Here is a 24,462-nt window from a genome sequence, read left to right as displayed (position 1 = left end):
CGTGCGCATCGACATCGTGTCGATCTTCCCCGAGTTCTTCGGGGTGCTCGACATCTCGCTGCTCGGCAAGGCGCGGCAGCAGAAGCTGCTCGACGTCGAGGTGCACGACCTGCGTGACTTCACGCACGACCGGCACCGCACCGTCGACGACACCCCCTACGGTGGCGGGGCCGGCATGGTCATGCGGCCCGAGCCCTGGGGCGAGGCGCTCGACCACGTCTTCGGCGAGACGTCCACGCCCGACGACACGATCATGATCGTCCCGTCGCCGGCCGGCACGCCCTTCACCCAGGCCACGGCTCGCGAGCTCGCGTTCGCTCCGCACCTGGTCTTCACCTGCGGCCGGTACGAGGGCATCGACCAGCGCGTCGTCGAGCACGCCGCCACCCGGGCGACGGTGCGCGAGATCAGCCTGGGCGACTACGTGCTGAACGGTGGCGAGGTCGCCGTCACGGCGATGATCGAGGCCATCGGTCGTCTCGTCCCGGGCGTCGTGGGCAACCCCGAGAGCCTCACCGAAGAGAGCCACGAAGACGGCCTGCTCGAGTACCCCAGCTACACCAAGCCGGCGTCCTGGCGGGGTCTCGACGTGCCTCCGGTGCTGCTGAGCGGCAACCACGCGGCGATCGCGACCTGGCGTCGCGAGCAGCAGCTCGAACGAACCCGCCGGGTACGGCCCGACCTGCTCGACTGATCGGGCCGAGCCAGCGCGCTCCGGGCGTCCCGGCTCGACCCGCCGAGGAGGGCCCGCCGTGGACGGCCCGTCCGGGTCATCCGCGCGCGGTGAGCACGAGAGGCCCGTCCTCGGTGACGGCGACGGTGTGCTCGACGTGCGCGGCCCGCGAGCCGTCGACGCTGCGGAGCGTCCAGCCGTCGGCGTCGGTCACGATCGCGTCCGTGCCGCGCATCAGCCACGGCTCGATCGCGACGACGAGGCCCGGTCGAACGGGCCACCCGCGCCCCGCACGTCCGTCGTTCGGCACGTGGGGGTCGCCGTGCATGGTGCGTCCGACCCCGTGGCCGCCGAACTGCAGGTTGACGCCGTAACCCGCCCCGCGAGCGACCTGTCCGATCGCGGCCGAGACGTCGCCGAGCTTGGCGCCCGGCCTCAAGGCCGCGATGCCGGCGTCGAGGGCCACCTCGCACGTCTCGATCAGGCGGAGGTCCTCGGGCGACGCCTGCTCGCCGACGACGAACGACACGGCCGAGTCGGCGACCCAACCGTCCACCGAGGCGGCGAAGTCGAGGCTGAGCAGGTCTCCGTCGCGCAGTCGGTAGCGATGCGGCAGGCCGTGAAGGGCCGCGTCGTTGACCGACGTGCAGATCACCTTGCCGAACGGGCTCGCCCCGAACGACGGGTGGTAGTCGACGTAGCAGCTCTCGGCCCCCGCCTCGCGGATCATGCGGTGCGCGAGCGCGTCGAGGTCGAGCAGGTCGACGCCGGGTCGCGCGGCCGCACGGGTCGCCTCGAGCACGCGGGCGACGAAGGCTCCGGCGGGTCGCATGCGTTCGATCTCGTCGGGAGTGCGCAGTTCGATCATGCAGCCATTCTTCACGAAGCCCTCGTAGCCTCGACCGCATGACGACGCGCAGGATCTTCTACCGCCTCCTCTGGGTGGCCGTCTTCGTGTTGCCGCTCTGGGTGCTGCTGGGTCGGGCGTTCTTCGGCGTCCCGCTGGGCCTGCAGTTCGTCGGCCAGTTGCTGCTCGTTCCCCTGCTCTTCGTCGGGCAGGCGGTGGCCACCGGCGTGGTGGTGGGCCGCCGCAGCGTCCGGCGGGCGAAGGCCGTGTCGTGGGCCGACGCGGGTCTGCTAGCCCTGTCCTGGCTCGGCCAGCTCGGCCTGGGGTTCTTCATCGTCGACAGCTCCGCCGAGTCCGCGTCCGCGTCGGCCTTCACGCAGGTCGCCGGCGGGGTCTCGTCCCTCGACCTCTCGACCGCCCTGTTCGCGCTCTGCGCCGTCGTGACGATCGCGGCGGGCGTGGGCCTGTTCGCCTGCGCCCTCTGGCAGTTCGTGAAGGAGGCGCGGGCCCGCATGGCCACGTCGCTCGCCGATCTCGAGCGGGTCGCGTCGGGCACCGGGGCCGCCGCGGGGCGTCGGCCCGGCTACGGCGACGACGGCCCCGTCATCACCATCACGCCGCGAGGCTGACACGGGTGCCCGCGCTGTGGCACAATAGGCGCTTGTGCCTGCGCACGACTCTGCCACAGGGGAGTCTGCCGATCCAGAGCACACCTTCTTCATCATGACGGGCGCGTGACGCGCCCCAGACACGCAGTCGACCTGTGGCGGTTGCAGAGAGCGAACGACAATGCACATCCTCGACGCGGTTGACTCCGCCAACCTCCGCTCGGACGTCCCCGACTTCCGCGCCGGCGACACCGTCAAGGTGCACGTCAACATCATCGAAGGCACGCGCTCGCGCGTCCAGGTCTTCCAGGGTGTCGTCATCGGCAAGCAGAACGAGGGCATCCGCGAGACCTTCACGGTCCGCAAGGTGAGCTTCCAGGTCGGCGTCGAGCGTACCTTCCCGGTGCACTCCCCGGTCATCGACCACATCGAGGTCGTCAGCCGCGGTGCCGTCCGTCGCGCCAAGCTCTACTACCTGCGCGAACTGCGTGGCAAGAAGGCCAAGATCAAGGAGAAGCGCGACAACTAGTCACGCCCCTCAGCGACATCACGCGAGCTCCTCGCCATCTAAGATGGCGGGGAGCTCGGGTGGTTAAATGACGAATGACACAGTGAGGCGCGCCCTGCGTCCTCGACGCGACGACGGCGGAAAGCGCGGCATCGGCACCTTCGTGCGCGACGTGCTCGTCATCTTCCTGGCGGCCCTCCTGATCTCGTTTCTGATCAAGACGTTCCTGATCCGGTCGTTCTACATCCCCTCCGGGTCGATGGAGCAGACGCTCCAGATCAACGACCGCATCATCGTCAACGAGCTGGTGCCCGACCTCGTCGACGTCAAGCGGGGCGACGTGGTCGTCTTCACGGACCCGGGCGGCTGGCTCGACGGCACGGCTCCCATCAGCACGGCCACCGGCAACCCGGTGTCCGACGGCTTCTCGTGGTTCCTCACGCTGGTCGGGCTCGGCGCACAAGACAGCAACGACCACCTGATCAAGCGGGTCATCGGCCTGCCGGGCGACACCGTCGAGTGCTGCAACGACTTCGGCCAGATGTCGGTCAACGGCGTCCCCCTCGACGAGCCCTACGTGAACCTGCCCCCGGGCGAGACCCGGGTCTCGGCCGACGACTTCTCGGTCACGGTGCCCGCCGACTCCCTCTGGGTGATGGGCGACAACCGCTACAACTCGAAGGACAGCCGCTACAACGGCGCCACCCCGAGCAAGGGGTTCGTCCCGATGAGCGACGTCGTCGGACGCGCCTTCGTCATCAGCTGGCCCACCGAGCGCTGGACGTGGCTCGGCGACTACCCCGACGTCTTCCGCGGCACCGAGCGAGAGGGCGAATGAGCCCCGTCGTCGACCCCACCCTCGACTACGAACGAGAGCTGCACGCCGCCGGCGCGACCTGGGTGATCGGCTGCGACGAGGTCGGTCGGGGCGCCATCGCCGGGCCGGTCGCGGTCGGGCTCGGGGCGGTCCACGTCGAGTGCCTCGACGTCCCCGCGGGTCTGCGCGACTCGAAGCTCCTGTCCGAGAAGCGACGCGAGGCCCTCTACCCGCTGGCGACGTCGTGGGTGTCCCATCACGCGGTGGGCTTCGCCGAAGCGCACGAGGTCGACCGGCTGGGCATCGTCGTCGCCCTCGGGCTCGCGGGCAAGCGTGCCCTCACGGCGCTGCACCACGCCGGTGTCGGCATCATGCAGTCCGTGGTGGTGCTCGACGGCAACCACGACTACCTGTCACCCCAGCTCGCCACCCCTCCGCGCATCACGACCAGGGTCAAGGCCGACCGCGACTGCGCGTCGGTGGCGGCGGCGTCGGTCATCGCCAAGGTCGAACGCGACCGGCTGATGATCGAGGCCGACGGCGTCCACCCGGGCTACGCCTGGGCCGGCAACAAGGGCTACGGCTCGTCGGCGCACTACGGGGCCCTGTCCGAATTGGGTCCGTCGCCGCTGCACCGCCTCACCTGGCTGCACTGACCTCGAGCACCTACGCCGGGAGCAGAGGGACGACGGCGACCGCTGCCCCGAGGGCCGCGTAAGCTCGACTCCGATGGACGAGGACGATTTCGAAGACTACGACCGCGAGGTCGAGCTCGCGCTCTACCGCGAGTACCGCGACGTGGTGTCGCAGTTCCGCTACGTGGTCGAGACCGAGCGGCGTTTCTACCTGGCCAACGAGGTCGACCTGGTCCGGCGTGACACCGAGCACGACTTCTACTTCGAACTGTCGATGACCGACGTCTGGGTCTGGGACGTCTACCGCTCCGACCGCTTCGTCAAGTCGGTCCGGGTGCTCACCTTCAAGGACGTCAACGTCGAAGAGCTCACGAGCCGCGACCTCGAGCTCCCGAAAGAACTCGCACTCGACGAGTAGTCATCCGTCGCCACGCGACCTCCTGGAGCGGGACGCGATGCCTCTCGACTCGGCTCGTCCCCAGCCGCGGCCGGGTCGGTGGTGTCCCCAGTCGATGCTCCGCCCGCCCTCCGAGGGGTGCGCCTCCGCCAGCCTGCTGGCAGGAGGTCAGACATGGCGAAGAAGGACGAATTGGGTCGGCGCGGCGAAGACGTCGCGGCCGAGTACGTCGAGGCGCAGGGCATGCGGGTCGTCGAGCGCAACTGGCGGTGCCGCGAAGGCGAGATCGACGTGGTCGCCCTGGACGGCGACGAGGTGGTCGTCGTCGAGGTCAAGACGCGATCGGGCACCGGCTACGGTCACGCGCTCGAGGCCGTGACGCCGGCCAAGCTGGCGCGTCTGCGACGGCTGGCGGGGGCCTGGTGCCAGGCGCATCCCACCTCGACGCCCCGGGGGGTGCGCATCGACGTCGTGGGCATCACGGTGGAGCGGTGCGCAGGGCACGAGCGGATCGACCACGTCCGCGGGGCCGGAGCATGAGCGTGGCGCGGACGCGGGCGGTCGCCCTGCTGGGCGTCGACGGAGCCCTGGTCGAGATCGAGGCGGACATGGGTGCCGGGCTGCCGGCGTTCGTGATCATCGGATTGCCCGACACGTCGCTGGGTGAGGCCCGTGACCGCGTCCGGTCCGCAGCGACCAACTCCGGGTGCGCCTTGCCGGCGCGCAAGCTGACCGTCAACCTGTCACCGGCGTCGCTGCCCAAGCAGGGGTCGTCCTTCGACCTCGGCATCGCCATCGCGGCCCTGGCCGCAGCCGAAATCGTCCCCGCCGAGTCCGTCGAGGGCGTCGTCCACCTGGGCGAGCTCGGTCTCGACGGCCGGCTCAGGCCCGTCGACGGGGTCCTGCCCGCCGTGTTGGGTGCGCGCCGGGCAGGGGCCGCCACCGTCATGGTGCCGACCGACAACGCGGACGAGGCCACCCTCGTCCCCGGCATCCGCGTGGTGGCCGTGCCGAGCCTGCGCGAGGCGGCGATCTGGCACGGTGCAGGGCTCGAACCCGAGCCGGTCGAGGCCATCACGCGATCGCGCACCGAACCGGCAGTGCCGGCCGAACTCGACCTCGCGGACGTCATCGGCAACGTCGACGCCGTCGAGGCGCTCGTCGTCGCCGCGGCCGGCGGCCACCACCTCCTCATGGTGGGGCCGCCCGGCGCAGGCAAGAGCATGCTGGCGGCCCGTCTGCCCGGTCTGTTGCCCGACCTCGACGCCGATTCGGCCCTCGAGGTCGCGTCGATCCGTTCGTTGGCCGGGGTCGCCGTCACGGGCGATCTCGACCGGAGGCCGCCGTTCGAGGCGCCCCACCACACCTGCAGCGCGGCGGCCCTGGTCGGCGGGGGCAGCGGGGTCATCAGGCCCGGCGCCGCGTCGAGGGCGACCCGGGGCGTGCTGTTCCTCGACGAGGCGCCCGAGTTCCGACAGACGGTCCTCGACTGTCTTCGCCAGCCCCTCGAGTCGGGCGAGACCGTCGTCCACAGGTCACGGGCGGTGGCGCGTTTCCCCGCGAGGTTCCAACTGGTCGCGGCGGCGAACCCCTGTCCGTGCGGGCAATACGGCTCTCGCGACTCCGACTGCAGTTGTTCCCCGCACCAGCGGCGTCGCTACCTGGGCAAGCTCTCCGGGCCTCTCGTCGACCGCATCGACCTGCAGTTGCGGGTGGCCCGCATCAGCTCGTCTCAGTTCCGAGCCTCGGCCGACGTCGTCCCGACGACGACACGCCAGGCCCGCGAACGCGTCGACCGGGCGCGCGGCCGTGCCGCCCGCCGGCTCGAGGGAACACCCTGGCGGTCGTCCGGCGAGGTCCCAGGAACCTGGCTGCGTGATCCGGCGAACCGCCTGGCCGCGGCGGACTCACAGCCCGTCGACCGGGCGCTCGAGACCGGTGCCCTGACGATGAGGGGTTACGACCGCGTGCTGCGGGTCGCCTGGACCCTCGCCGACCTCGACGACGAACCCGCCCCCGTCCGCCGTCACGTGGTCCGGGCCCTGAGCATGCGGCAGTCGCTGTGAGCGACCTGCTCCGGGCGACCCCCGCCGAGCTGGCCGACCTCGTCCGGCCCCTCCTGCCCGGCGCCCACGAGTTCAGCGAGGCACAGACCCTCGAGGCGTTCGCCCTGGGCGCCTGGACAGGTGTGGTCGAACCGGGTGACGCGGTGGGTGGCGTCGTCCGGTCACTGCTCGGACCGACCGTGGGGCTCCGCCTCGTGCTCGAAGCGGCGGTCGGTCACGACGACCCCCGCGCGGGTCTGCTCGCTGGGGCCCTGGTCGAGGCAGGGGCCACCCGCGACGACGTGGAGCGGCTCGACCTCGGACGGGCGCTCACGAGATGGCGGCCCCGTCTCGAGACCAGCGTGATCCTCCGGTCGTTCCGCACGGCGACCGTGGTGGGATCGAGGCTGCTCGTGCCGGGCACCCCGCTGTGGCCCGAGGCCCTCGACGACCTCGGCCATCACGCTCCCGTGGCCCTCTGGGCACGAGGTCCGGCGTCCGTTCCGGCGCCGACCTCGAGCATCGCGATCGTCGGCTCGCGGGCGGCGACGGCCTACGGCGAGCAGGTGTCGGCCGAGCTCGCCGGCGGCGTGGCCGACCGGGGTCTCGCGGTCGTCTCGGGTGCCGCCTACGGCATCGACGGTGCCGCCCACCGGGCGGCCCTGGCCGCCTCGGCGACGACGGTGGCCGTCATGGCCGGGGGAGTCGACCACCTCTACCCGGCCGGTCACGACGCCCTGCTGCGACGCGTCATCGAGACGGGTCTGGTGATCTCCGAGGCTCCGTGCGGTGGCAAGCCGTCGCGGTGGCGGTTCCTGCAACGCAACAGGCTGATCGCGGCGTTGACGGCCGCGACCGTCGTGGTCGAGGCCGGCGGCCGCTCGGGGTCGCTGAACACGGCCGCCCACGCGCAGTCGCTCGGTCGTCCGGTCGGGGCCGTGCCCGGCCCGGTCACCTCGCCGTCGTCGGTCGGCTGCCACGCCCTGATCCGGTCCGGTCTGGCCGAGTGCGTGACGGGTGCCGACGAGGTCCTCGCACTCGCGGGGGTGTCGACCGACCTCGTCGTCGCCTCGTACGAGGGCCGACGGCTCGACCCCGAGACGATGCGGGTGCTGGACGCCCTCAGCACGACGGCGACCCGCGAGACCGACGAACTGGCCGTCGCGAGCGGGCTGTCGCTCGAGACGGTCCGCGACGTGCTCGCCGAGCTCGACCTGTCGGGTGCGGCCCGGCGCTCCGGCTCGGGGTGGCGACGGGTGAGGGGGCGCCGCGATGGTTAGCCTGTCGGCATGCACGAGCCGGGGTCGAGACGCGAGGGGCGGGCGCTGCCGTGACGCGCCTCCTGGGCGAGGTCGAACGGTTCGCCGACCACCTGCACGACGGCCGGGGGCTCAGCGACCACACGGTGCGGTCGTACGCGGCCGACCTCGACTCCCTCGTCGCCTTCGCCGAGAACCGGCTCGGTCGCCCGGGTGAGGTGGGCGACCTCGACCTCGACCTGCTTCGCGACTGGCTCTGGCAGGGCACGCAGGCCGGGCTCGCCCGGGCCACCCTCGCCCGGCGGTCGGCGAGCGTCCGGGCCTTCACCCGGTGGCTCGACGAGACCGACCGCACACCGGTCGACGTCGGTGCCCGACTGCGTGCGCCGAAGCCCGAGAGTCGCCTGCCGCGCGTCCTCACGCGCGAGCAGGTCGACGGCCTGTTGGCGTCCCTCGCCGTCCGGGCGGACACGGGCGACCCCGGGGCACGCCGGGACCTCGCGGTCGTCGAACTGCTCTACGGCGCGGGCCTGCGCGTGTCGGAGCTCGTCGGGGCGGACCTCGGCGACGTGGACCTCGAACGGCTGACCGTGCGGGTGACCGGCAAGGGGGCGAAGCAGCGCGTCGTGCCGTTCGGGGTGCCGGCGGCCGAGGCCCTGGGGCGGTACGTCGACCTCGCCCGCCCGACGCTCGTCACCCCGGTCACGGACGCCGCCTTCTTCGTGGCGTCGACTGGGGGGCGGCTCGGCACGAGGGCCGTCTACCGACTGGTCGCCGGGCTGCTCGCCGACCTCCCGGGCGGCGGGCCGGCGGGGCCGCACGCGTTGAGGCACACGGCCGCCACCCATCTGCTCGACGGAGGGGCCGACCTCAGGGCCGTCCAGGAGCTGCTCGGTCATGCGAGCCTCGGCACCACGCAGATCTACACGCACGTCTCGACCGACCGGCTGCGCGACAGCTACCGGTCGGCGCACCCCAGGGCCTGACGACGCTCCGCCCGACGACGCGCACGACGCCCGTGGACACTCCGGGCACCCGACCGTGCTGCGGTCGTCGGCCCGGCCGGTGCCGGCCGGTGCCGGCCGGTGCCGGCCGGTGCCGGGCGGTGCTCAGCGGGGCGTCGTCGGCAGCAGCACCGACGGCTCGATCCCGCCCAGGAACACCAGGGGCGAGACGTACTCGCCGTCGATCCGCGCCCCCAGGTGCAGGCACGGTCGGTCGGGGCAGTGCCCTCGCTCGAGCACACCGACGGTCTGCCCCCGCGTGACGGCGTCGCCCTTCGAGACACCGGCCACCACCGGTTCGAAGCTGCTCAGCACCCCACCCGGGTGGGCGATCGACAGCACCGGCCGGTCCACCACGACCCCGGCGAAGTGCACGACGCCGTCGTCCGGGGCCGTCACGACCGAGCCCTCGACCGTCCCGACGTCGAGGCCGCGGTGCCCCGGCGACCACGGGTTCGGCGGCCCGACGAAGGGCCGGACCACCGGATGGGGCGAGGCGACCGGCCAGGCCCACACCGCGCCTCCTGCGCTCGCTGCCCGGGGGTTCGCTGTCCGGGGGTTCGCGACCGCGGGCGTGACCGAGAGCGACCCGGCGAGGACCGTGACGAGGGCCGCCGTCGTGAGGGTGACGAGAAGCCGCGTCGTCGGCCGCAGGTGAGAGCGCATACCGGCACCTTGCCGGTTGCGCAAGCTTTCTCGGCGAGGCGTAAGGTTCACCCGTGCACGAACACCCCGTGCACATCGTTTGTGGGGGAGTCGTGGCCACGAGCCCTGCTCCTCGAGCCGTGAAGGAGTACAGGTGTCGAACACCACTGCAACGACGAAGAGCTTGAACAGGCGGGTGACCGCGCTGGCCGTGGCGGCGGCCATCGGCGGGTTCCTGTTCGGTTTCGACTCGTCCGTCATCAACGGCGCGGTCCAGTCGATCACCGACGAGTTCGGTCTCACCGAGTTCGCCTCGGGCTTCGCGGTCGCCTCGGCCCTGATCGGTTGTGCCATCGGTGCCTACGTCGCCGGCCGCCTCGCCGACAAGATGGGTCGCATCAAGGTGATGCTGATCGGTGCCGGTCTGTTCCTGATCAGCTCGATCGGTGCGGCCGCGGCCTTCGCCGTCTGGGACCTCGTCCTCTGGCGCGTCATCGGCGGCCTCGGCATCGGCATCGCGTCGGTCATCGCGCCCGCCTACATCAGCGAGGTGTCGCCCAAGGCGATCCGCGGTCGCCTGGCGTCGTTCCAGCAACTCGCCATCACCCTCGGCATCTTCGCCGCCCTGCTGTCTGACCAGCTCTTCGCGGTCACGGCGGGTGGCGCATCCGAGCCGTCGCTCTTCGGCCTCGCCGCGTGGCGCTGGATGTTCCTGGTAGGAATCGTCCCGTCGGTCGTCTACGGCATCCTGGCCTGGCGTCTGCCCGAGTCGCCGCGGTACCTCGCCGGTGACGGGCGCGAGGCCGAGGCCAAGAAGGTCCTCCAGACGATCGTCCCGGCCGAGACGGTCGAGACGAGCCTGAAAGAGATCACGGACTCGATCCGCACCGAGGCAGAACTCGAGAAGAAATCGTCGATCCGCGGCACCCGCTTCGGCCTCCAGCCCATCGTCTGGGTCGGGATCATCCTCGCCGTGCTGCAGCAGTTCGTCGGCATCAACGTGATCTTCTACTACTCGACCACCCTCTGGCAGGCCGTCGGCTTCCAGGAAGAGGACTCGTTCCTCATCTCGACCATCACCGCGGTCGTCAACGTCGCGGTCACGTTCATCGCGATCGGGCTCGTCGACAAGGTCGGCCGTCGGCCCATGCTGCTCACCGGCTCCATCGGCATGTTCGTCAGCCTCGCCGTCACCGCCCTGGCCTTCAGCCAGGCGACCACCTCGGCGAGCGGCGACCCGTCGCTGCCCGGCGCCTGGGGCCCCGTGGCCCTCGTCGCGGCCAACCTCTTCGTCGTGTCGTTCGGTGCCACGTGGGGCCCGCTCATGTGGGTGCTGCTCGGCGAGATGTTCCCCAACAGCATCCGTGCCACGGCACTCGGCGTGGGCAGCATGGCCAACTGGATCGCCAACTTCATCGTGACGGTGTCGTTCCCCACCCTCGCCGCCCTCAGCCTCACGCTGTCGTACGGCATCTTCGCGTTCTTCGCGCTCGTGTCGTTCTTCTTCGTGCTGGCGAAGATCCCCGAGACGAAGGGGCGCTCGCTCGAGGAGATGGGCACCTCGGCCGTCCAGGCCGATGCGGGGCGATCGGCGAAGGCCTGAGTCCGACACGATCCACGAACGTCCCGTCCAGATCCTGGGCGGGACGTTCGTGCACGTCGGGGTCCCCGCCCGGGGTCGACCTCCACCTCACCGGGCCCGTGGTGGTGCTAACATGAGCGATGCAGCCTGCTCAGCAGGCTGACTTCGCGTGCCCTGTGCGTCCCCGGACGCACCGACGTCGAGGCGACCTGGTCGCCTCGCGCCGCTCCCGGCCTCCACGTCCATTCGGTCCGAACCGCCTCAGGGTGGGCTCGGCGGACGTGTGCCCGGGCACCAGGCAGTGGCGACCGACCGGTCGCCCGACAACCGACAAGCAGGCACACCCGCGGGTGTGCCCAGAAACAAGGAGAACGACCATGGCCGTCGTCACCATCCGCCAGCTGCTCGACAGCGGCGTCCACTTCGGACACCAGACCCGTCGCTGGAACCCGAAGGTGAAGCGCTTCATCCTCGCCGAGCGCTCGGGCATCCACATCATCGACCTGCAGCAGTCGCTCGGCTACATCGACAAGGCGTACGACTTCGTCAAGGAGACCGTCGCGCACGGTGGCACCATCCTCTTCGTCGGCACGAAGAAGCAGGCCCAGGGCTCCATCGCCGAGCAGGCGAACCGCGTCGGCCAGCCCTTCGTCAACCAGCGTTGGCTCGGTGGCCTCCTGACCAACTTCCAGACGGTCTCGAAGCGCCTCGCCCGCATGAAAGAGCTCGAGGACATCGACTTCGACGACACCACGCAGGGCTTCACCAAGAAAGAACTGCTGATCAAGAAGCGTGAGCTCGACAAGCTCCACAAGACGCTCGGCGGAATCCGCAACCTCACCAAGACGCCGTCCGCCCTCTGGGTCGTCGACACCAAGAAAGAGCACCTCGCGATCGACGAGGCCAAGAAGCTGGGCATCCCGGTCATCGGCATCCTCGACACGAACTGCGACCCCGACGAGATCAACTTCCCGATCCCGGGCAACGACGACGCCATCCGTTCCGTCGGCCTGCTGACGCGCATCGTCGCGGACGCTGCCGCCGAGGGGCTGGTGCAGCGTCACCAGAAGCCCGAGGACGCCGACCAGCCCGTCGAGCCCATGGCCGAATGGGAGGCCGAGCTGCTCGCGCAGGGCGAGGCCAAGGCCGCCGTCGCCGCCGCCGAGGCACCTGCTGCCGAGGCCCCCGTCGCCGAGGCCCCCGTCGAGGAGAACGACGCCGACGCACAGGTCGCCGCGAAGCCCCTGGGCGAGCCGGTCGTCGAGCCCGTCGCCGAGGCGACCGAGGCCACCGCGGCCGAGCCGGCCGACGCCGACTCGAAGTAGTCCTCTCCTTCACCCTTCCGACTCCACGAAAGGAAGTCAGACACATGGCCAACTACACCATCGCTGACGTCAAGATCCTCCGTGACCGCCTCGGCGCGGGCATGGTCGACAGCAAGAACGCCCTCGAAGAAGCCGACGGCGACATCGAGAAGGCCGTCGAGATCCTCCGCGTCAAGGGACTGAAGGGCGTCGCCAAGCGCGAGGGCCGTCAGACCACCGCGGGTCTCGTCGCCGCCAAGCCCGGTTCGGGGTACGCCACGCTGATCGAGCTCGCCAGCGAGACCGACTTCGTCGCGAAGAACGAGAAGTTCGTCGCCCTGGCCGACCAGGTCCTCGAGGCGGTGCACGCGGGCGGAGCCTCCAGTGCCGCCGAGGGCAACGCCGCCGCGATCGGCGGCCAGACCGTCGAGGCCTTCGTCAACGACGAGGCCGCGCTCATGGGCGAGAAGGTCGAACTGCGCACCGTCAACCGCATCGAGGGCGAGCAGTTCGCCATCTACCTGCACAAGACCTCGAAGGACCTGCCCCCGCAGGTCGGCGTGGTCGTGGGCTACACGGGTGACGACGCCGAGACCGCTCGGTCGATCGCTCAGCACATCGCCTTCGCCGCGCCGTCGTACCTGTCGCGCGACGACGTGCCGACCGAGCAGGTCGACAAGGAGCGAGCCATCGTCGAGGAGACCGCGAAGAACGAGGGCAAGCCGGAAGCGGCCCTGCCCAAGATCATCGAGGGACGCCTCACCGGCTTCTTCAAGGAGATCGCCCTGCTCGACCAGGCCTACGCGAAGGACAACAAGTTGTCCGTCGCCAAGGTGGTCGCCGAGGCCGGACTGACGATCACGGGCTTCGCCCGCATCAAGGTCGGCGCCTAGACAGCACCGTGACGGGGTCCGAGACGAACGTGTCTCGGACCCCGTTCCCATGCCCGGCCGAGGTGACGACGTCGGGTGCATCATCGGCGACGGACGGCGACCAGCCCGAACTCGCTAACCTGGCTACGGCCACGACGAGACGGAGACTCGCATGACATCGGAAACCACCGGACGACGACGCGTCCTGCTGAAGCTCTCGGGTGAGGCCTTCGGCGGCGGCCAGCTCGGCGTGAACCCCGACGTGGTCGGCTCCATCGCCCGTGAGATCGCCGACGCGGCGACCGACGTCGAGATCGCCATCGTCGTCGGTGGCGGCAACTTCTTCCGCGGTGCCGAACTCAGTCAGCGCGGCATGGACCGGGGAAGGGCCGACTACATGGGCATGCTCGGCACCGTCATGAACGCCCTCGCCCTCCAGGACTTCCTCGAGCAGGCCGGCGCTGCGACCCGCGTCCAGTCCGCCATCGCGATGACCCAGGTCGCCGAGCCGTACATCCCCCGTCGCGCCGAGCGGCACCTCGAGAAGGGGCGCGTCGTCATCTTCGGTGCCGGCGCCGGCCTGCCGTACTTCTCGACCGACACCGTCTCGGCCCAGCGAGCCCTCGAGATCGGGGCCTCCGAGGTGCTCGTCGCCAAGAACGGCGTGGACGGCGTCTACTCGGCCGACCCCCGACACGACCCGTCGGCGGTCAAGCTCGACCAGCTCACGTACCAAGAGGCGCTGATGCAGGGGCTCAAGGTCGTCGACTCGACCGCCTTCAGTCTCTGCATGGACAACGGCATGCCCATGCACGTGTTCGGCATGGAAGGCGAGGGCAACATCGCCCGCGCCATCCGCGGCGAACGCATCGGAACAATCGTCAGCAACTAGACGACTAAACTCGACCGCGAACCGAACAAGGAGCACCAGTGGCGATCAACGACGTACTCACCGAGACGCGCGAGAAGATGGACAAGGCGCTCGACGCCGCCAAGAACGACTTCGGGACGGTGCGCACCGGCCGCATCAACCCGGCTCTGTTCCAGAAGATCCCGATCGACTACTACGGGACCCCGACCCCGCTGGCCCAGCTCGCCTCGCTGCAGGTGCCCGAGGCGCGCACCATGATCGTCACCCCCTACGACAAGACGGCCCTCAAAGAGATCGAGAAGGCCATCGCGACCTTCCCGAACCTGGGGGCCAACCCGACGAACGACGGCACGATCGTCCGCGTCACCATCCCCGAGCTGACGCAAGAGCGTCGCAAGGAGTTCGTCAAGCTCGTGCGCAGCAAGGGCGAGGACGCCAAGGTGCAGGTTCGCAACGTCCGTCGCAAGTCCAAGGAGGCGCTCGACGCTCAGAAGACCGAGGTCGGCGACGACGAGGTCGCTCGTGCCGAGAAAGAGCTCGAGTCGATCACCAAGGGGTACATCGACTCCATCGACGACGCGTTGAAGAAGAAAGAAGCGGAGCTGCTCGAGGTCTGATGAGACAGCGACCCGACGGCGCCGGCCCCGACGACTCGTCACCGGCTCAGAAGAGCACTCTCGGTAGTCGCCGGGCCGACTTCGACGCTCGAGCGCAAGCGGCCCGCCACGACATCGAGAACCAACTGCGGGCAGGCAAGGCGCGCCTCGACTCGCGCAACGAGAAGTTGACGGCGCGCACCGGTCGCAACCTGCCGGCCGCCATCGCCGTGGGTGTCCTGCTCGGGGCCGCGGTCTTGTTGAGCCTGATCTTCGTCAAGGCGTTCTTCATCATCGTGGCGGCGGCCCTGATCGGTTCGTTGTGCTTCGAACTCGCCAGTGCCCTGCGCTTCGCCGGGCGCGACGTGCCCCGCCTCCCGAGCGTCCTCGCCGGCGTGGCCGTGGTCCCCGCGGCCTTCTTCGGCGGAGCCGGCGGCCAGTGGGCCGCTCTGGTGGGCGGCATCGTCGTCGTCTCCGTGTGGCGCCTCGTCGAGACGGCCCGTCCGTCGCACCGAGCCGGCGCCTCCGCGCTGGGTCGTGATCTCGGTGCCGGTGCGTTCGTCCAGATCTACTGCTCGTTCCTCGGCAGCTTCATGGCCCTCATGGCTGCTCGACCCGACGGCCAGTGGTGGACCCTGTCGGCTCTCATCGTCGTGATCGCGGTCGACACCGGTGCCTACGCGACCGGCCTGAACTTCGGCAAGCACCCGATGGCGCCCCGCATCAGTCCCAAGAAGACCTGGGAGGGCTTCGCCGGTTCGGTGGCCGCCAGCCTCATCGCGGCCGTGCTGTTGTCGGTCTTCCTGCTCGACGAGCCGTGGTGGTTCGGTCTCGTCTTCGGTGGCGTCATCATCGTGACCGCCACCATCGGCGATCTGTCCGAATCCCTCATCAAGCGCGACCTGGGCATCAAAGACATCAGCACCTGGCTTCCCGGGCACGGCGGGTTCCTCGACCGGCTCGACAGCACGTTGCCCTCGGCCGCCGCGGCCTACGCCCTGTACCTCCTCTTCGCGTGACGCCCGTCCGCCGGTACTGACCGGCCGCGCGTCCAGCGGCTTGCCATCGGCCCATACGGCATGATGGTGGCCGTGAGCAGCACATTCCCGATCGTTCCCAAGGGCAAGCGGGGTTACGACGTCGACGAGGTCGACGCGTTCCTGGTCGAGGCCCGGAAGGCCTACGCCGGCGAGACCGGCCTCGGCATCGACTCCGCCCGCATCCGACGCACGGCCTTCGGGTTGACCAAGAACGGGTACTCGACGGCACACGTCGACGCCGCGCTCGAACGTCTCGAGGACGCCTTCGCCAGTCGGGAGCGCGAACGGGCCGTCTCGTCGGGCGCCGAGTCGACCTGGTTCTCGACCGCGCGCTCCGGGGCGGAAGACATCGTGGCCCGTCTCGAGCGACCGCAGGGCCACCGCTTCGACAGGGTGGGCATCCTCACGACCGGCTACCACCCGCGAGACGTCGACCGCCTCACCCGGCGGCTGCACGGCTACTTCACCGACGGCCGCCCCCTCAGCATCGACGACGTCCGGGCTTCGGTCTTCCGGGCGAAGCGCGGCGGTTACCGCGAGAGCCAGGTCGACCTGGTGCTCGACACGGTGGTCGACGTCATGCTCGCCGTCCGCTGACGGTCACGGCCGGGCCTCTCCACTTCCCCCGAGCCTCCGACACGCTGACGGGTCGTCCCTGGCCCTCCGGCGTCCCATCGGTTACCCTGGACGGACTCATGGGCAGGCACGCAGCGAATCCGACCCCCGGTCCCTCTCGACGAGAGCACCCGGCCGCGGTCGAACGACCCTCGACCCGCCGGCGCGTCCGCGTGCCGGCCTCGCAGAGCGTCGTGCGACGCCCGGCAGCCGGCTCCCTCGCGTTCACCGGTCCCGTCCGCGATGCCGTACCGGCCGCTCGTCGTCCTGGATTCCCTCGACGGGTGGCCCTGCCCCTCGTCGGCTTCTGCGCGTCGTTCGCCTTCGTGTCGGCCTCGCTCGTCAACCCCTTGGCCGGTGCCGAGGCCGCGACGACCGTTCCGGGCGCTGCGTCGGTGCTGACGGCCCCCGGTCAGACCCTCACGGTCGCCGGTGCCGCCGTGACCGTCGCCGACCGGGACGCCTACGGCGTGACCGAGTACGTGCCGCCGCCGCCCCCGCCCGTCGTGGTGGCCGAGACCGAGAAGCCCGAGGCCCCGTCGGGTGCGACGTCCGGCTCTGCCAAGAAGTCGTCGTCTGCTCCCGTGGCGGGTACCCCCGACCCGGGCAGCGCCAAGGCCGTCGCCGCCGAACTCGTGGCCGCTCGCGGCTGGGGTTCCGACCAGTACGACTGCCTGGTGTCGCTGTGGCAGAAAGAGTCGAGCTGGAACGTCTACGCGTCCAACCGGTCGAGTGGTGCCTACGGCATTCCCCAGGCCCTGCCGGGTAGCAAGATGGGCTCCGTCGGTGCCGACTGGCAGACCAACCCTGCCACGCAGATCACGTGGGGGCTGAACTACATCGGCGGCCGCTACGGCAACCCCTGTGGCGCCTGGGCCCATTCCGTCGCCAACAACTGGTACTGATCCGTCGCACGGCCCTCGACCTCGGGGGCCGTTGCTACGCTGGTCGTCATGCCCCGCAGCAACCGCTCCCGTCGCTCGCGCGACCGGCGTGACGCCGACGAGGCCTACGACGTCACCCGAGCGTCGTTCGGCGGCTTGACGGTCGAGACCAAACACGGGCGTTCGTTCAACGTCCAGTCGGTCTCGGCGACGTCGGCCGTCAAAGAGTACGTCTGCCCCGGCTGCTCCTTGGGCATCGCTCCCGCGACGCCGCACGTCGTGGCCTGGCGTGCCGACGGGCTGTTCGGTGCCGAGGACGACCTGGCGGCCCGCCGCCATTGGCACACCCACTGCTGGAGGATCTCGTGACGACCCCCGACGCCGACCCTCTCGAGATCCGCGGGGGCGTCCTGCTGCCCGCGCGCCGCGAGGACGTCGAACTGCACACCGGCGACGGTCTGACCCTGGTGGGCGAGCTGAGCCTCCCGGCGGACCGCGAGCCCGTCGGCACGATCGTCGCGCTGCACCCTCTGCCCACCGCCGGCGGGTTCATGGACTCCCATGTCATCAGGAAGGCCGCGGCCCGTCTTCCGGCCCTGGCCGACCTCGCCGTGCTCAGGTTCAACTTCCGCGGGGTGTCGTCTCCGCGAGGTCGGTCCGAGGGTGAGTTCGGCGAGGGGGTGGCCGAAGCGGCCGACCTCGCCGCCGCCGTGGCCTTCGTGGGCGATCGCGGTCTGCCCACCCCGTGGTTGGTGGGTTGGTCGTTCGGCACCGAAGTCGCCTTGAAGCACGGCCTCGACGTCGAGGTGGCCGGCGTCGTGCTGCTGTCCCCACCACTGCACCGCACGTCCGACGCCGAACTCGGGGCGTGGCACGACTCCGGGCGGCCCGTGGTGGCCGTCGTGCCCGAGTTCGACGACTACCTGCGTCCCGACGAGGCGCGACGTCGCTTCGCCCTCGTTCCCGAGGCCGAGGTGGTCGCCGTCGAGGGAGGCAAGCACCTCTGGGTCGGCGAGAAGCAGACCAGTCGCGTGCTGACCGAGATCGTCCGTCAGGTCGCGCCCGGTGCCCTGCCGCTGCCGTCCACCTGGCCGCCCCGCGCCTCCTGACGGTGCCTCCGCCGGACGGCGGACTGTCCACCACGCCGGGCTCGGAGCGACCGGGGCGTGGCGCGTCTCAGAGCTGGTTCTGGCGTGGCACGTAGACCTCGCGGATGATCAGCAGGATCGACGCGGCGACGGGGATGGCGATGAGTGCGCCGAGCACTCCCAGCAGGGTGCCACCGACGAGGGCCGCGATGACGACGATCACGCCCGGGACGCGGACCGCCCGCCGCATGATGCGCGGGCTCAGCAGGTAGGCCTCGACCTGCATGTAGACCAGGTAGTAGACGGCTGTCGTCACCCAGGTGGCCGGTGATTGGGGCAACAGCGCGATCTGCGCCAGCACGATGATCGCCGAACCGCTGATGGTGCCGACGAGGGGGATGATCGACCCCAGGAACGCGATGAACGCGAAGACCGCCGGCTGTTGGGCTCCGATGATGGTGAGGAACACGAAGCTCAGGATGCCGTTGAGCGCCGCGAGCGTGAACTGGCCGATGACGTACCGACCCACCGATTGGCTGATCTGTTCGGAGATGTCGACGAACGTGGCCCGCTTCGAGGCCGGGACGAGCTGGTAGAGCGCGCGCTTGACGCTGTTGATCGACGAGGTGAAGTAGATCGTCAGGATGACCACGACGATCGTGCCGAAGAGGCCGTTGCCGATCGCGACGCCGACGGCGAGGACCCCGCCGCCGATCGTGACGACGTTGTCGGGGTTGGTCAGGAAGTCGACGATGGAGTCGAGCGCGTCCTGCACGTCGAAGACGTTCTGGGGGACGAGTTCTTGCAGGTTGTCGACGAACTGCTGGGTGGTGACGCTCTGCAGGTACGACGTCAGCGCCTGGATGAGGCTCGTGGTCTGTTGCACGATGACGGGCACGATCGCGAAGACGACGCCCACGAAGGCGCCCACCACGGCCACGAGGACGATCACGATGGCGATGCCCCGGGGCACCCGGCGCTTCTCGAGCCACGAGACGACCGGGTCGAGCCCCAGCGAGATGAACAAGGCCGCGCCCACGTAGGTCAGGATCGTCGAGAGCTGCCCGACGGCGCCCCCGATGACGAGGGCGACGAGCACTCCCAGCCCCGCGAGCAGACCGATGCGGAACGGGTTGTGGATCTTCACGGGCGGGCTCCTGTCGACGGCACGGGCCGGTCGAGGTCACGGCGGCACCGACTGCCCGACACGGCCTGTCGCCCTACTCTGACGTACCGCCGCCGACTTGTCCGATCATGCCACGCAGGTTCTCGAAGTACTCCGCGACGGCGTCGCGTTCGGCCGTGATCTCGGCCAGGCGTTCTTCGGCGTCGCCGATGAGGTCGTCGGCCCGCTGCTGGGCGTCGGCCAGGATCGACCGTGAACGTTCGTCGGCGTTGGTGAGCACCTCGTGGGCCGTCTCGTCGGCGTCCGTCCGGGTGGTGCGGGCGTACTCGAGCGCGGTGCGTTCGAGGTCGTCGGCCTCGCGCCGGACCTCGGTGGCACGACGGGTGGCCTCGGCGAGCTGCTCGGCCGCCGCGTCGAGCAGCTCCTGGGTCTCGGCGACGGCGTGCTGGTGTCGCTGCGTGAGCTCGACCTCCGCCTCGTCGCGACGGGCCAGCAGCTCGACCTCGAGGTCGGCGCGCCCCTGGTCGACGTCGCGGCGCAGGTCGGCGACGGCCCGTTCGCGGTCGGCCTCGAGCCCGGCGCGGACCCGGACGTCGTCGGCGGCCAGGCGGGCGCGCTGGTCCTCGGTCTCGTCCGCCAGGGCGGCGCGGGCCTCGACGGTCTCGGCGGCGAGTTCGGCGCGTGCCTGCTCGATCTCGGTCGCGAGTTCGGCCCGCCGGTCGGCGTCCTCGCGGGCGAGACGGTCGGCCTGCGCCTCGCTCTCGCGGGTGAGGCGCTCGTCGGTCTCGACGGTGATGCGCGCGATGCGTTCGCGTGACGTGGTCTCGGCGAGGTCGAGTTCGTCGCGGCGGCGCCGGGTCTCGCGGTCGAGCTCGGTGCGGGCGTCGCCGACCTCTTTCTCGAGTTCGGCACGGGCCTGTGCGATCTCAGCCGCGAGGCGGTCACGACCGGTCGCGATCTCGCGCTCGAGCTCGACCCGGGTGGATTCGACCTCGTCGGTGAGGTCGGCACGGGTGGCGTCGACGTCGCGGGCGAGGAGCGCGCGGGTCTCGGCGACCTCGTGGGCGAGCTCGGCACGGGCCGCGGCGACGTCGCGTTCGAGTTCGGCGCGCTGGGCCGCGACGTCGTCGGCCAGCTCGGCGCGAGCGGCCGTGATCTCGCGGTCGAGTTCGGCGCGGCGGGCGCCGACCTCGGCGTCGAGGTCGGCGCGGGTGGTCTCGTCGAGTCGGGCCAGCTCGGCGCGGACGGTGACGCCCTCGCGCTCGAGGTCGGCGCGCTGTCGCCCGGAGTCGCTCTCGAAGACGGCTCGGGCCTCGCGCGTGTCGGCGGCGAGGGTGTCGGCCTCGTCGCGGGCCTCGGCGAGGTCGCGGGCGACGGCGGCCCGCTGCTCGGCGACTTCGTGCTCGACCTCGGCACGCAGCGCGGCTGCCTCGCGTCGAGCCGTCGAGACGTTCTGGGCCGCCTCGGTGGCGGCCGAGCCGCGGATCGAGATGGCGTCGCGCTGGGCCTCTTGCAGCAGGTCGCGTGCTTCGGCCTTGGCGCGTGCCACCAGACGGTCGGCGTCGGCGGTGGACTCGGCGACCTGCGCCGCGGCGCGGCCCCGGGCGTCGTCGAGCACGGACGTGGCCCGTTCGCTCGCGTCGTCCAGCAGGCGCTTCGCCTCGGCCGTCGAGGACGAGCGCAGGGCCTCGGCGTCGATGTCGGCCTGGCTGATCACCAGGGTGGACTGCTGTTCGGCCAGACGCAGGGTCTGCTCGAGCTTGCTGCCGAGACCGGAGTACGTGGGGGTGCCGGCCTCTTCGAGCTCGGCACGGATCTCGTCCACCCGCTGCTGGAGGAACGCGACCTCGCTCGCCCGGTCGGCCCGGTCGGCGTTGGCCTTGATGAGCTCCCGCCGCAGGTCGCCGAGCACGCGGTCGACCTCGTCCTTGCGGTAGCCCCGGAGTTCGATGCCGAAATCGGCTTCGTCAGCAGCCACGGTGTCTCCTTCGATGCAGGGTTCGGACCAGGGGAGCGCGGCCCGCGACACGATGCTAGTGGGAGGCCCTCGACGGACCCCGATCCACGGGTTAGGTGCCTCTCAGCCTCGTCGGATACGCTGAGCCGTCTTAAATTCTGCTGCCGCGCCCGGCCCCCTGGCCAGGCTCGTGCGAGGCCCGTCGTCGACCACGACGGTTCCTGGCGCCCCGACCGGGATGGTGGCTCGGAGGGAGAGAAACGTGCGTTTCATCGTCGCAGTCGTCGTCGTCGTCCTGGCGGCGGTGATGGTGGCGTTGGGCTTCGCCCAGCGCACCGTCTTCGCACCGCCGCCGAGCGTGTCGTCCCAGGTCGACACCGCCGACTCCGACGCGACCGTCACGGTCGTCCCGGCCTCGGCGCTGCACGGCCGCGACGGGCGTCAGACGGTCTCGGTGTCGGGCGGCGACACCGCCTTCGCCGCCTACGGCCGCACGTCGGACGTCCTCGGGTGGGTCGGCGACGCCAGCTACAACGAGGTCGAGTACGACGAGGCGTCCGGTCGGCTCGTCAGCCGCACGGTCGCGGGCGACACCACCGAGGTGCCCGACCCGACGGACTCCGACCTCTGGTTCGACCAGTTCGCGGGCAACGACCTCACCTTCTCGCTCGACGCGCCTGACGACGTCTCCCTCGTCATCGTCTCGGACGGCACTCAGCCCGCCCCGTCCGACGTCCGCATCACCTGGCCGCTCTCGACCGCGACGCCCCTGGCCGGGCCGCTGATCGTCGGTGGGCTCGTGGTCCTGCTGATCGGCATCGGCCTGTACGTCTGGGCGATCCTGCACCACCGCCGGACGCGCGGCCCCCGTCGGCGCTCGGGTGACGGGAAACGACCCCGCCTGTCGCGTCGGGCCGGTCGCAAGGCGGTCAAGGCGCTCGACGCCGCCGGCACCGAGACCCTGGCGCCCGGCCGCGGTCGTGCCCGCGGCATCCGTCGGTTCGCCGCCGTGGCGCCGATCGTGCTGGTCTCCTCGCTCGCCCTGTCGGCGTGCACCGCCGACTACTGGCCGCAGCAGGCGCCGGCGGCGGGTTCCGACTCGTCCACGCCGACCCCGACGCCCACCTCGACCGACGGCACGGACTCCGGCGACCAGGGCAACGCGCTGCAGCCCCCGGTGATCAGCGTCGCCCAGGCGAAGCGCATCGTCGAACGCATCTCGGCCACGGCGACCGAGGCCGACGCCTCGCTGAACGCCGACCTCGCGGCCACCCGTTTCACGGGTCCGGCCCTCGAGCAGCGTCAGGCGAACTACACCATCCGTTCCAAGGACGCCGCCGCCGCCGCGCCCCTGGCGATCCCCACGGGCACCGTCACGCTGACGCTGCCGCAGCAGGCCGACTCCTGGCCGCGCTCGGCGTTCGTCGTCGTGCAGGACGCCGACGCGAGCGTGGCGCCCGTCGCCCTCACCCTCGAGCAAGAGAGCGCCCGCGACCCGTACAAGGTCGAGTACGCGGTCAGCCTGCAGACGCAGACCCCGTTGACCGTCGCACCCGCCTCGATCGGCGCCGCCCGGCTCTCGCCCGACGTCAAGCTGCTCACGCTGCAGCCCGACCAGCTGGCCGAGGCCTACGGCGACATCCTTCGCAACGGCGACGAGAGCCAGTACGCCGCCCAGTTCCAGACCGAGGGCGACACGCTGCGTGAGAAGATCGGCAAGGCCTACAAGGACGCGAAGCGTGCGGCCCTGCCCACCACGGCGTCCATCGACTACACGTCCCAGGCCGACGACGAGACCCCCGTCGCCTTCGCCACGAACGACGCCGGTGCCATCGTCTCGGTCGCGTTGAACGAGATCGAGACCGTCAAGCCGACGGCCACGGGTGCCAAGGTCAACCCCGAGGGCACCGTCAAGACCCTGCTGGGGCTCGACGAGTCGTCGAAGGGCATCGAGGCGACCTACGGTGTCGAGCTCTTGTTCTCCGTCCCGCCCGTCGGCAGCGACGACCCCATCGTCCTGCTCGGTTTCAGCCAGGCCCTCACCTCTGCCAAGGAGCTGCCATGACCAACCTCCCTCCCGTCCCCGCCGGTCTCCGCGGCGCCGTCGACCTCTCGTCGCTCGTCAACCGCCCGCCGGCCCCCGCCCCGGCGGGTCCGTCCGCCGGGGCGCCCGTCGACGGTGCGCCCGCAGGAGGCGCGGGTGGCGTCCCGGCCCCGTCCACCGGTCAGGTCGCGGTGCCGGGCCTCGTGCTCGACGCGACCGACGCCACCTTCACGCAGGTCCTCGAGATCAGCAACACCGTCCCCGTGATCGTCGACCTGTGGGCGGAGTGGTGCGGCCCGTGCAAGCAGCTGTCGCCCGTCCTCGACAAGCTGGTCGGCGAGTACGCCGGCCGCCTGCTGCTCGTGAAGGTCGACGTCGACGCCAACCCCCAGCTGACGCAGGCCTTCCAGGCGCAGTCGATCCCGGCGGTCGCCGCCGTGATCGGCGGTCGTCCCGTCCAGCTCTTCGTGGGGGCCCTGCCCGAGGCCCAGGTCCGCGACGTCTTCGAGCAGGTGCTCGAGCTGGCCGCGCAGAACGGCGTGACCGGCACGGCGGTCGTCGACGGCGCCCCGGTGGGCGAGGCCGACGAGGTCGAGCCCGAGCCGGAACCGCTGCCTCCGCACCACCAGGACGCCTACGACGCGATCGACCGGGGCGACTACGCCGCGGCGATCACGGCCTACAAGACCGCGATCGCGCAGGACCCTCGTGACCAGCTCGCCGTGGCGGGCCTCGCCCAGGTCTCGCTGCTCGAGCGACTGCAGGGTGCGTCGCTGTCCGACGTCCGTGCGGCGGCCGCGGCCGCCCCCACCGATCTCGACGCCCAGCTCGACGTGGCCGACCTCGACCTCAGCGGGGGGCACATCGACGACGCCTTCGACCGCGTGCTGACCGTGTTCCCGTCGCTCGACCCCCACGGCCGTGACGCGGCCCGGGCGCGCCTGCTCGAGTACTTCGAGATCGTCGGGGTGGACGACCCCCGGGTGGCGACCGCCCGTCGTCGTCTGGCCATGCTGCTGTACTGAGCCGCGCCTCCTGCACGGAC

26 protein-coding genes are annotated in these 24,462 nt (G+C 71.0%); 22 read left to right on the top strand and 4 right to left on the bottom strand.

The features are described from left to right. Position 1: 1 nt before the first annotated feature. Positions 2–694 carry a tRNA (guanosine(37)-N1)-methyltransferase TrmD gene (gene trmD / locus EDF21_RS03890; protein ID WP_054145618.1) on the top strand — a complete coding sequence of 231 codons (693 nt, stop codon included), beginning with the start codon at positions 2–4 and terminating at the stop codon, positions 692–694. A 76-nt stretch (positions 695–770) separates the two neighbouring features. Here the strand turns inward: trmD and map are convergent, their stop codons facing one another. Further along, positions 771–1,541, bottom strand: coding sequence for a type I methionyl aminopeptidase (map, locus tag EDF21_RS03885; protein WP_123570350.1), 771 nt, complete (start codon positions 1,539–1,541; stop codon positions 771–773). A 38-nt stretch (positions 1,542–1,579) separates the two neighbouring features. Here map and EDF21_RS03880 point away from each other — a divergent pair, with 38 nt between their 5' ends. The 9 genes from EDF21_RS03880 (at position 1,580) to EDF21_RS03840 (ending at position 8,775) form a co-directional block, all read left to right on the top strand. After that, complete coding sequence (locus EDF21_RS03880; protein WP_056046186.1) at positions 1,580–2,149, top strand: hypothetical protein; 570 nt, start codon at positions 1,580–1,582, stop codon at positions 2,147–2,149. Positions 2,150–2,309: 160 nt separating this feature from the next. After that, a complete protein-coding gene (gene rplS, locus EDF21_RS03875) occupies positions 2,310–2,657 on the top strand; it encodes a 50S ribosomal protein L19 (RefSeq protein WP_043596315.1) in 348 nt (115 codons plus the stop codon). Positions 2,658–2,724: 67 nt separating this feature from the next. Beyond that, a complete protein-coding gene (gene lepB / locus EDF21_RS03870; RefSeq protein WP_123570349.1) occupies positions 2,725–3,474 on the top strand; it encodes a signal peptidase I in 750 nt (249 codons plus the stop codon). Next, entirely contained in the window at positions 3,471–4,109 is a 639-nt protein-coding gene (locus EDF21_RS03865) for a ribonuclease HII (protein ID WP_123570348.1), read from the top strand. Before lepB ends, EDF21_RS03865 begins: the two co-directional genes overlap by 4 nt. 73 nt (positions 4,110–4,182) lie before the next feature. Further along, the gene (locus EDF21_RS03860; protein WP_056046179.1) at positions 4,183–4,506 is read left to right on the top strand and encodes a DUF2469 domain-containing protein; all 324 of its coding nucleotides are present in this window, start codon (positions 4,183–4,185) and stop codon (positions 4,504–4,506) included. A 153-nt stretch (positions 4,507–4,659) separates the two neighbouring features. Continuing rightward, positions 4,660–5,025, top strand: coding sequence for a YraN family protein (locus tag EDF21_RS03855; protein WP_123570347.1), 366 nt, complete (start codon positions 4,660–4,662; stop codon positions 5,023–5,025). Beyond that, the gene (locus tag EDF21_RS03850) at positions 5,022–6,551 is read left to right on the top strand and encodes a YifB family Mg chelatase-like AAA ATPase (RefSeq protein WP_123570346.1); all 1,530 of its coding nucleotides are present in this window, start codon (positions 5,022–5,024) and stop codon (positions 6,549–6,551) included. The genes EDF21_RS03855 and EDF21_RS03850 overlap by 4 nt, the downstream gene beginning before the upstream one ends. Then, the gene (gene dprA / locus EDF21_RS03845; protein ID WP_199736206.1) at positions 6,548–7,810 is read left to right on the top strand and encodes a DNA-processing protein DprA; all 1,263 of its coding nucleotides are present in this window, start codon (positions 6,548–6,550) and stop codon (positions 7,808–7,810) included. The genes EDF21_RS03850 and dprA overlap by 4 nt, the downstream gene beginning before the upstream one ends. Positions 7,811–7,860: 50 nt before the next feature. Continuing rightward, positions 7,861–8,775: a tyrosine recombinase XerC gene (locus EDF21_RS03840; protein WP_123570345.1), complete on the top strand. Its 915-nt coding sequence runs from the start codon at positions 7,861–7,863 to the stop codon at positions 8,773–8,775. Positions 8,776–8,898: 123 nt separating this feature from the next. On the opposite strand, the gene EDF21_RS03835 is transcribed toward EDF21_RS03840, so the two are convergent. Continuing rightward, a complete protein-coding gene (locus EDF21_RS03835; RefSeq protein ID WP_158612849.1) occupies positions 8,899–9,459 on the bottom strand; it encodes a murein hydrolase activator EnvC in 561 nt (186 codons plus the stop codon). Positions 9,460–9,592: 133 nt separating this feature from the next. Between EDF21_RS03835 and EDF21_RS03830 the strand changes: the two genes are divergently transcribed. From EDF21_RS03830 to EDF21_RS03785, 10 genes are all read left to right on the top strand, one after another. Next, entirely contained in the window at positions 9,593–11,041 is a 1,449-nt protein-coding gene (locus tag EDF21_RS03830; RefSeq protein WP_056046168.1) for a sugar porter family MFS transporter, read from the top strand. Positions 11,042–11,397: 356 nt separating this feature from the next. Next, complete coding sequence (gene rpsB / locus EDF21_RS03825; protein ID WP_123570343.1) at positions 11,398–12,345, top strand: 30S ribosomal protein S2; 948 nt, start codon at positions 11,398–11,400, stop codon at positions 12,343–12,345. Positions 12,346–12,389: 44 nt separating this feature from the next. After that, complete coding sequence (gene tsf, locus EDF21_RS03820) at positions 12,390–13,217, top strand: translation elongation factor Ts (RefSeq protein WP_123570342.1); 828 nt, start codon at positions 12,390–12,392, stop codon at positions 13,215–13,217. 151 nt (positions 13,218–13,368) lie between these two features. Next, on the top strand, positions 13,369–14,088 hold the full coding sequence (pyrH, locus tag EDF21_RS03815) for a UMP kinase (protein ID WP_056046162.1): 720 nt from the start codon (positions 13,369–13,371) through the stop codon (positions 14,086–14,088). 77 nt (positions 14,089–14,165) lie between these two features. Continuing rightward, complete coding sequence (gene frr / locus EDF21_RS03810) at positions 14,166–14,684, top strand: ribosome recycling factor (RefSeq protein ID WP_054145670.1); 519 nt, start codon at positions 14,166–14,168, stop codon at positions 14,682–14,684. Continuing rightward, positions 14,684–15,682 carry a phosphatidate cytidylyltransferase gene (locus tag EDF21_RS03805; protein WP_123570341.1) on the top strand — a complete coding sequence of 333 codons (999 nt, stop codon included), beginning with the start codon at positions 14,684–14,686 and terminating at the stop codon, positions 15,680–15,682. The genes frr and EDF21_RS03805 overlap by 1 nt, the downstream gene beginning before the upstream one ends. A 63-nt stretch (positions 15,683–15,745) precedes the next feature. Further along, positions 15,746–16,300 (top strand): DivIVA domain-containing protein, encoded by a 555-nt coding sequence (locus tag EDF21_RS03800; RefSeq protein WP_056047652.1) that lies wholly within the window; start codon positions 15,746–15,748, stop codon positions 16,298–16,300. A gap of 302 nt (positions 16,301–16,602) precedes the next feature. After that, the gene (locus EDF21_RS03795) at positions 16,603–17,223 is read left to right on the top strand and encodes a lytic transglycosylase domain-containing protein (RefSeq protein WP_233568351.1); all 621 of its coding nucleotides are present in this window, start codon (positions 16,603–16,605) and stop codon (positions 17,221–17,223) included. Positions 17,224–17,271: 48 nt separating this feature from the next. Continuing rightward, a complete protein-coding gene (locus EDF21_RS03790) occupies positions 17,272–17,571 on the top strand; it encodes a hypothetical protein (protein ID WP_056046157.1) in 300 nt (99 codons plus the stop codon). Next, complete coding sequence (locus EDF21_RS03785; protein WP_233568350.1) at positions 17,568–18,311, top strand: alpha/beta hydrolase; 744 nt, start codon at positions 17,568–17,570, stop codon at positions 18,309–18,311. Before EDF21_RS03790 ends, EDF21_RS03785 begins: the two co-directional genes overlap by 4 nt. Before the next feature lie 67 nt (positions 18,312–18,378). Here EDF21_RS03785 and EDF21_RS03780 read toward each other — a convergent pair whose 3' ends face one another. Next, the gene (locus EDF21_RS03780) at positions 18,379–19,437 is read right to left on the bottom strand and encodes an AI-2E family transporter (protein ID WP_123570340.1); all 1,059 of its coding nucleotides are present in this window, start codon (positions 19,435–19,437) and stop codon (positions 18,379–18,381) included. 73 nt (positions 19,438–19,510) lie between these two features. Next, positions 19,511–21,394 carry a hypothetical protein gene (locus EDF21_RS03775; protein ID WP_148053624.1) on the bottom strand — a complete coding sequence of 628 codons (1,884 nt, stop codon included), beginning with the start codon at positions 21,392–21,394 and terminating at the stop codon, positions 19,511–19,513. Positions 21,395–21,635: 241 nt separating this feature from the next. Between EDF21_RS03775 and EDF21_RS03770 the strand changes: the two genes are divergently transcribed. Continuing rightward, a complete protein-coding gene (locus EDF21_RS03770; RefSeq protein ID WP_123570338.1) occupies positions 21,636–23,438 on the top strand; it encodes a hypothetical protein in 1,803 nt (600 codons plus the stop codon). Continuing rightward, positions 23,435–24,442 (top strand): tetratricopeptide repeat protein, encoded by a 1,008-nt coding sequence (locus tag EDF21_RS03765; RefSeq protein ID WP_123570337.1) that lies wholly within the window; start codon positions 23,435–23,437, stop codon positions 24,440–24,442. Before EDF21_RS03770 ends, EDF21_RS03765 begins: the two co-directional genes overlap by 4 nt. Positions 24,443–24,462: the final 20 nt, after the last annotated feature.

Origin of the sequence: Frigoribacterium sp. PhB118, assembly GCF_003751725.1 — a bacterium.
Lineage (GTDB): Bacteria > Actinomycetota > Actinomycetes > Actinomycetales > Microbacteriaceae > Frigoribacterium.
This window is presented reverse-complemented; position numbering and strand designations above follow the sequence as displayed.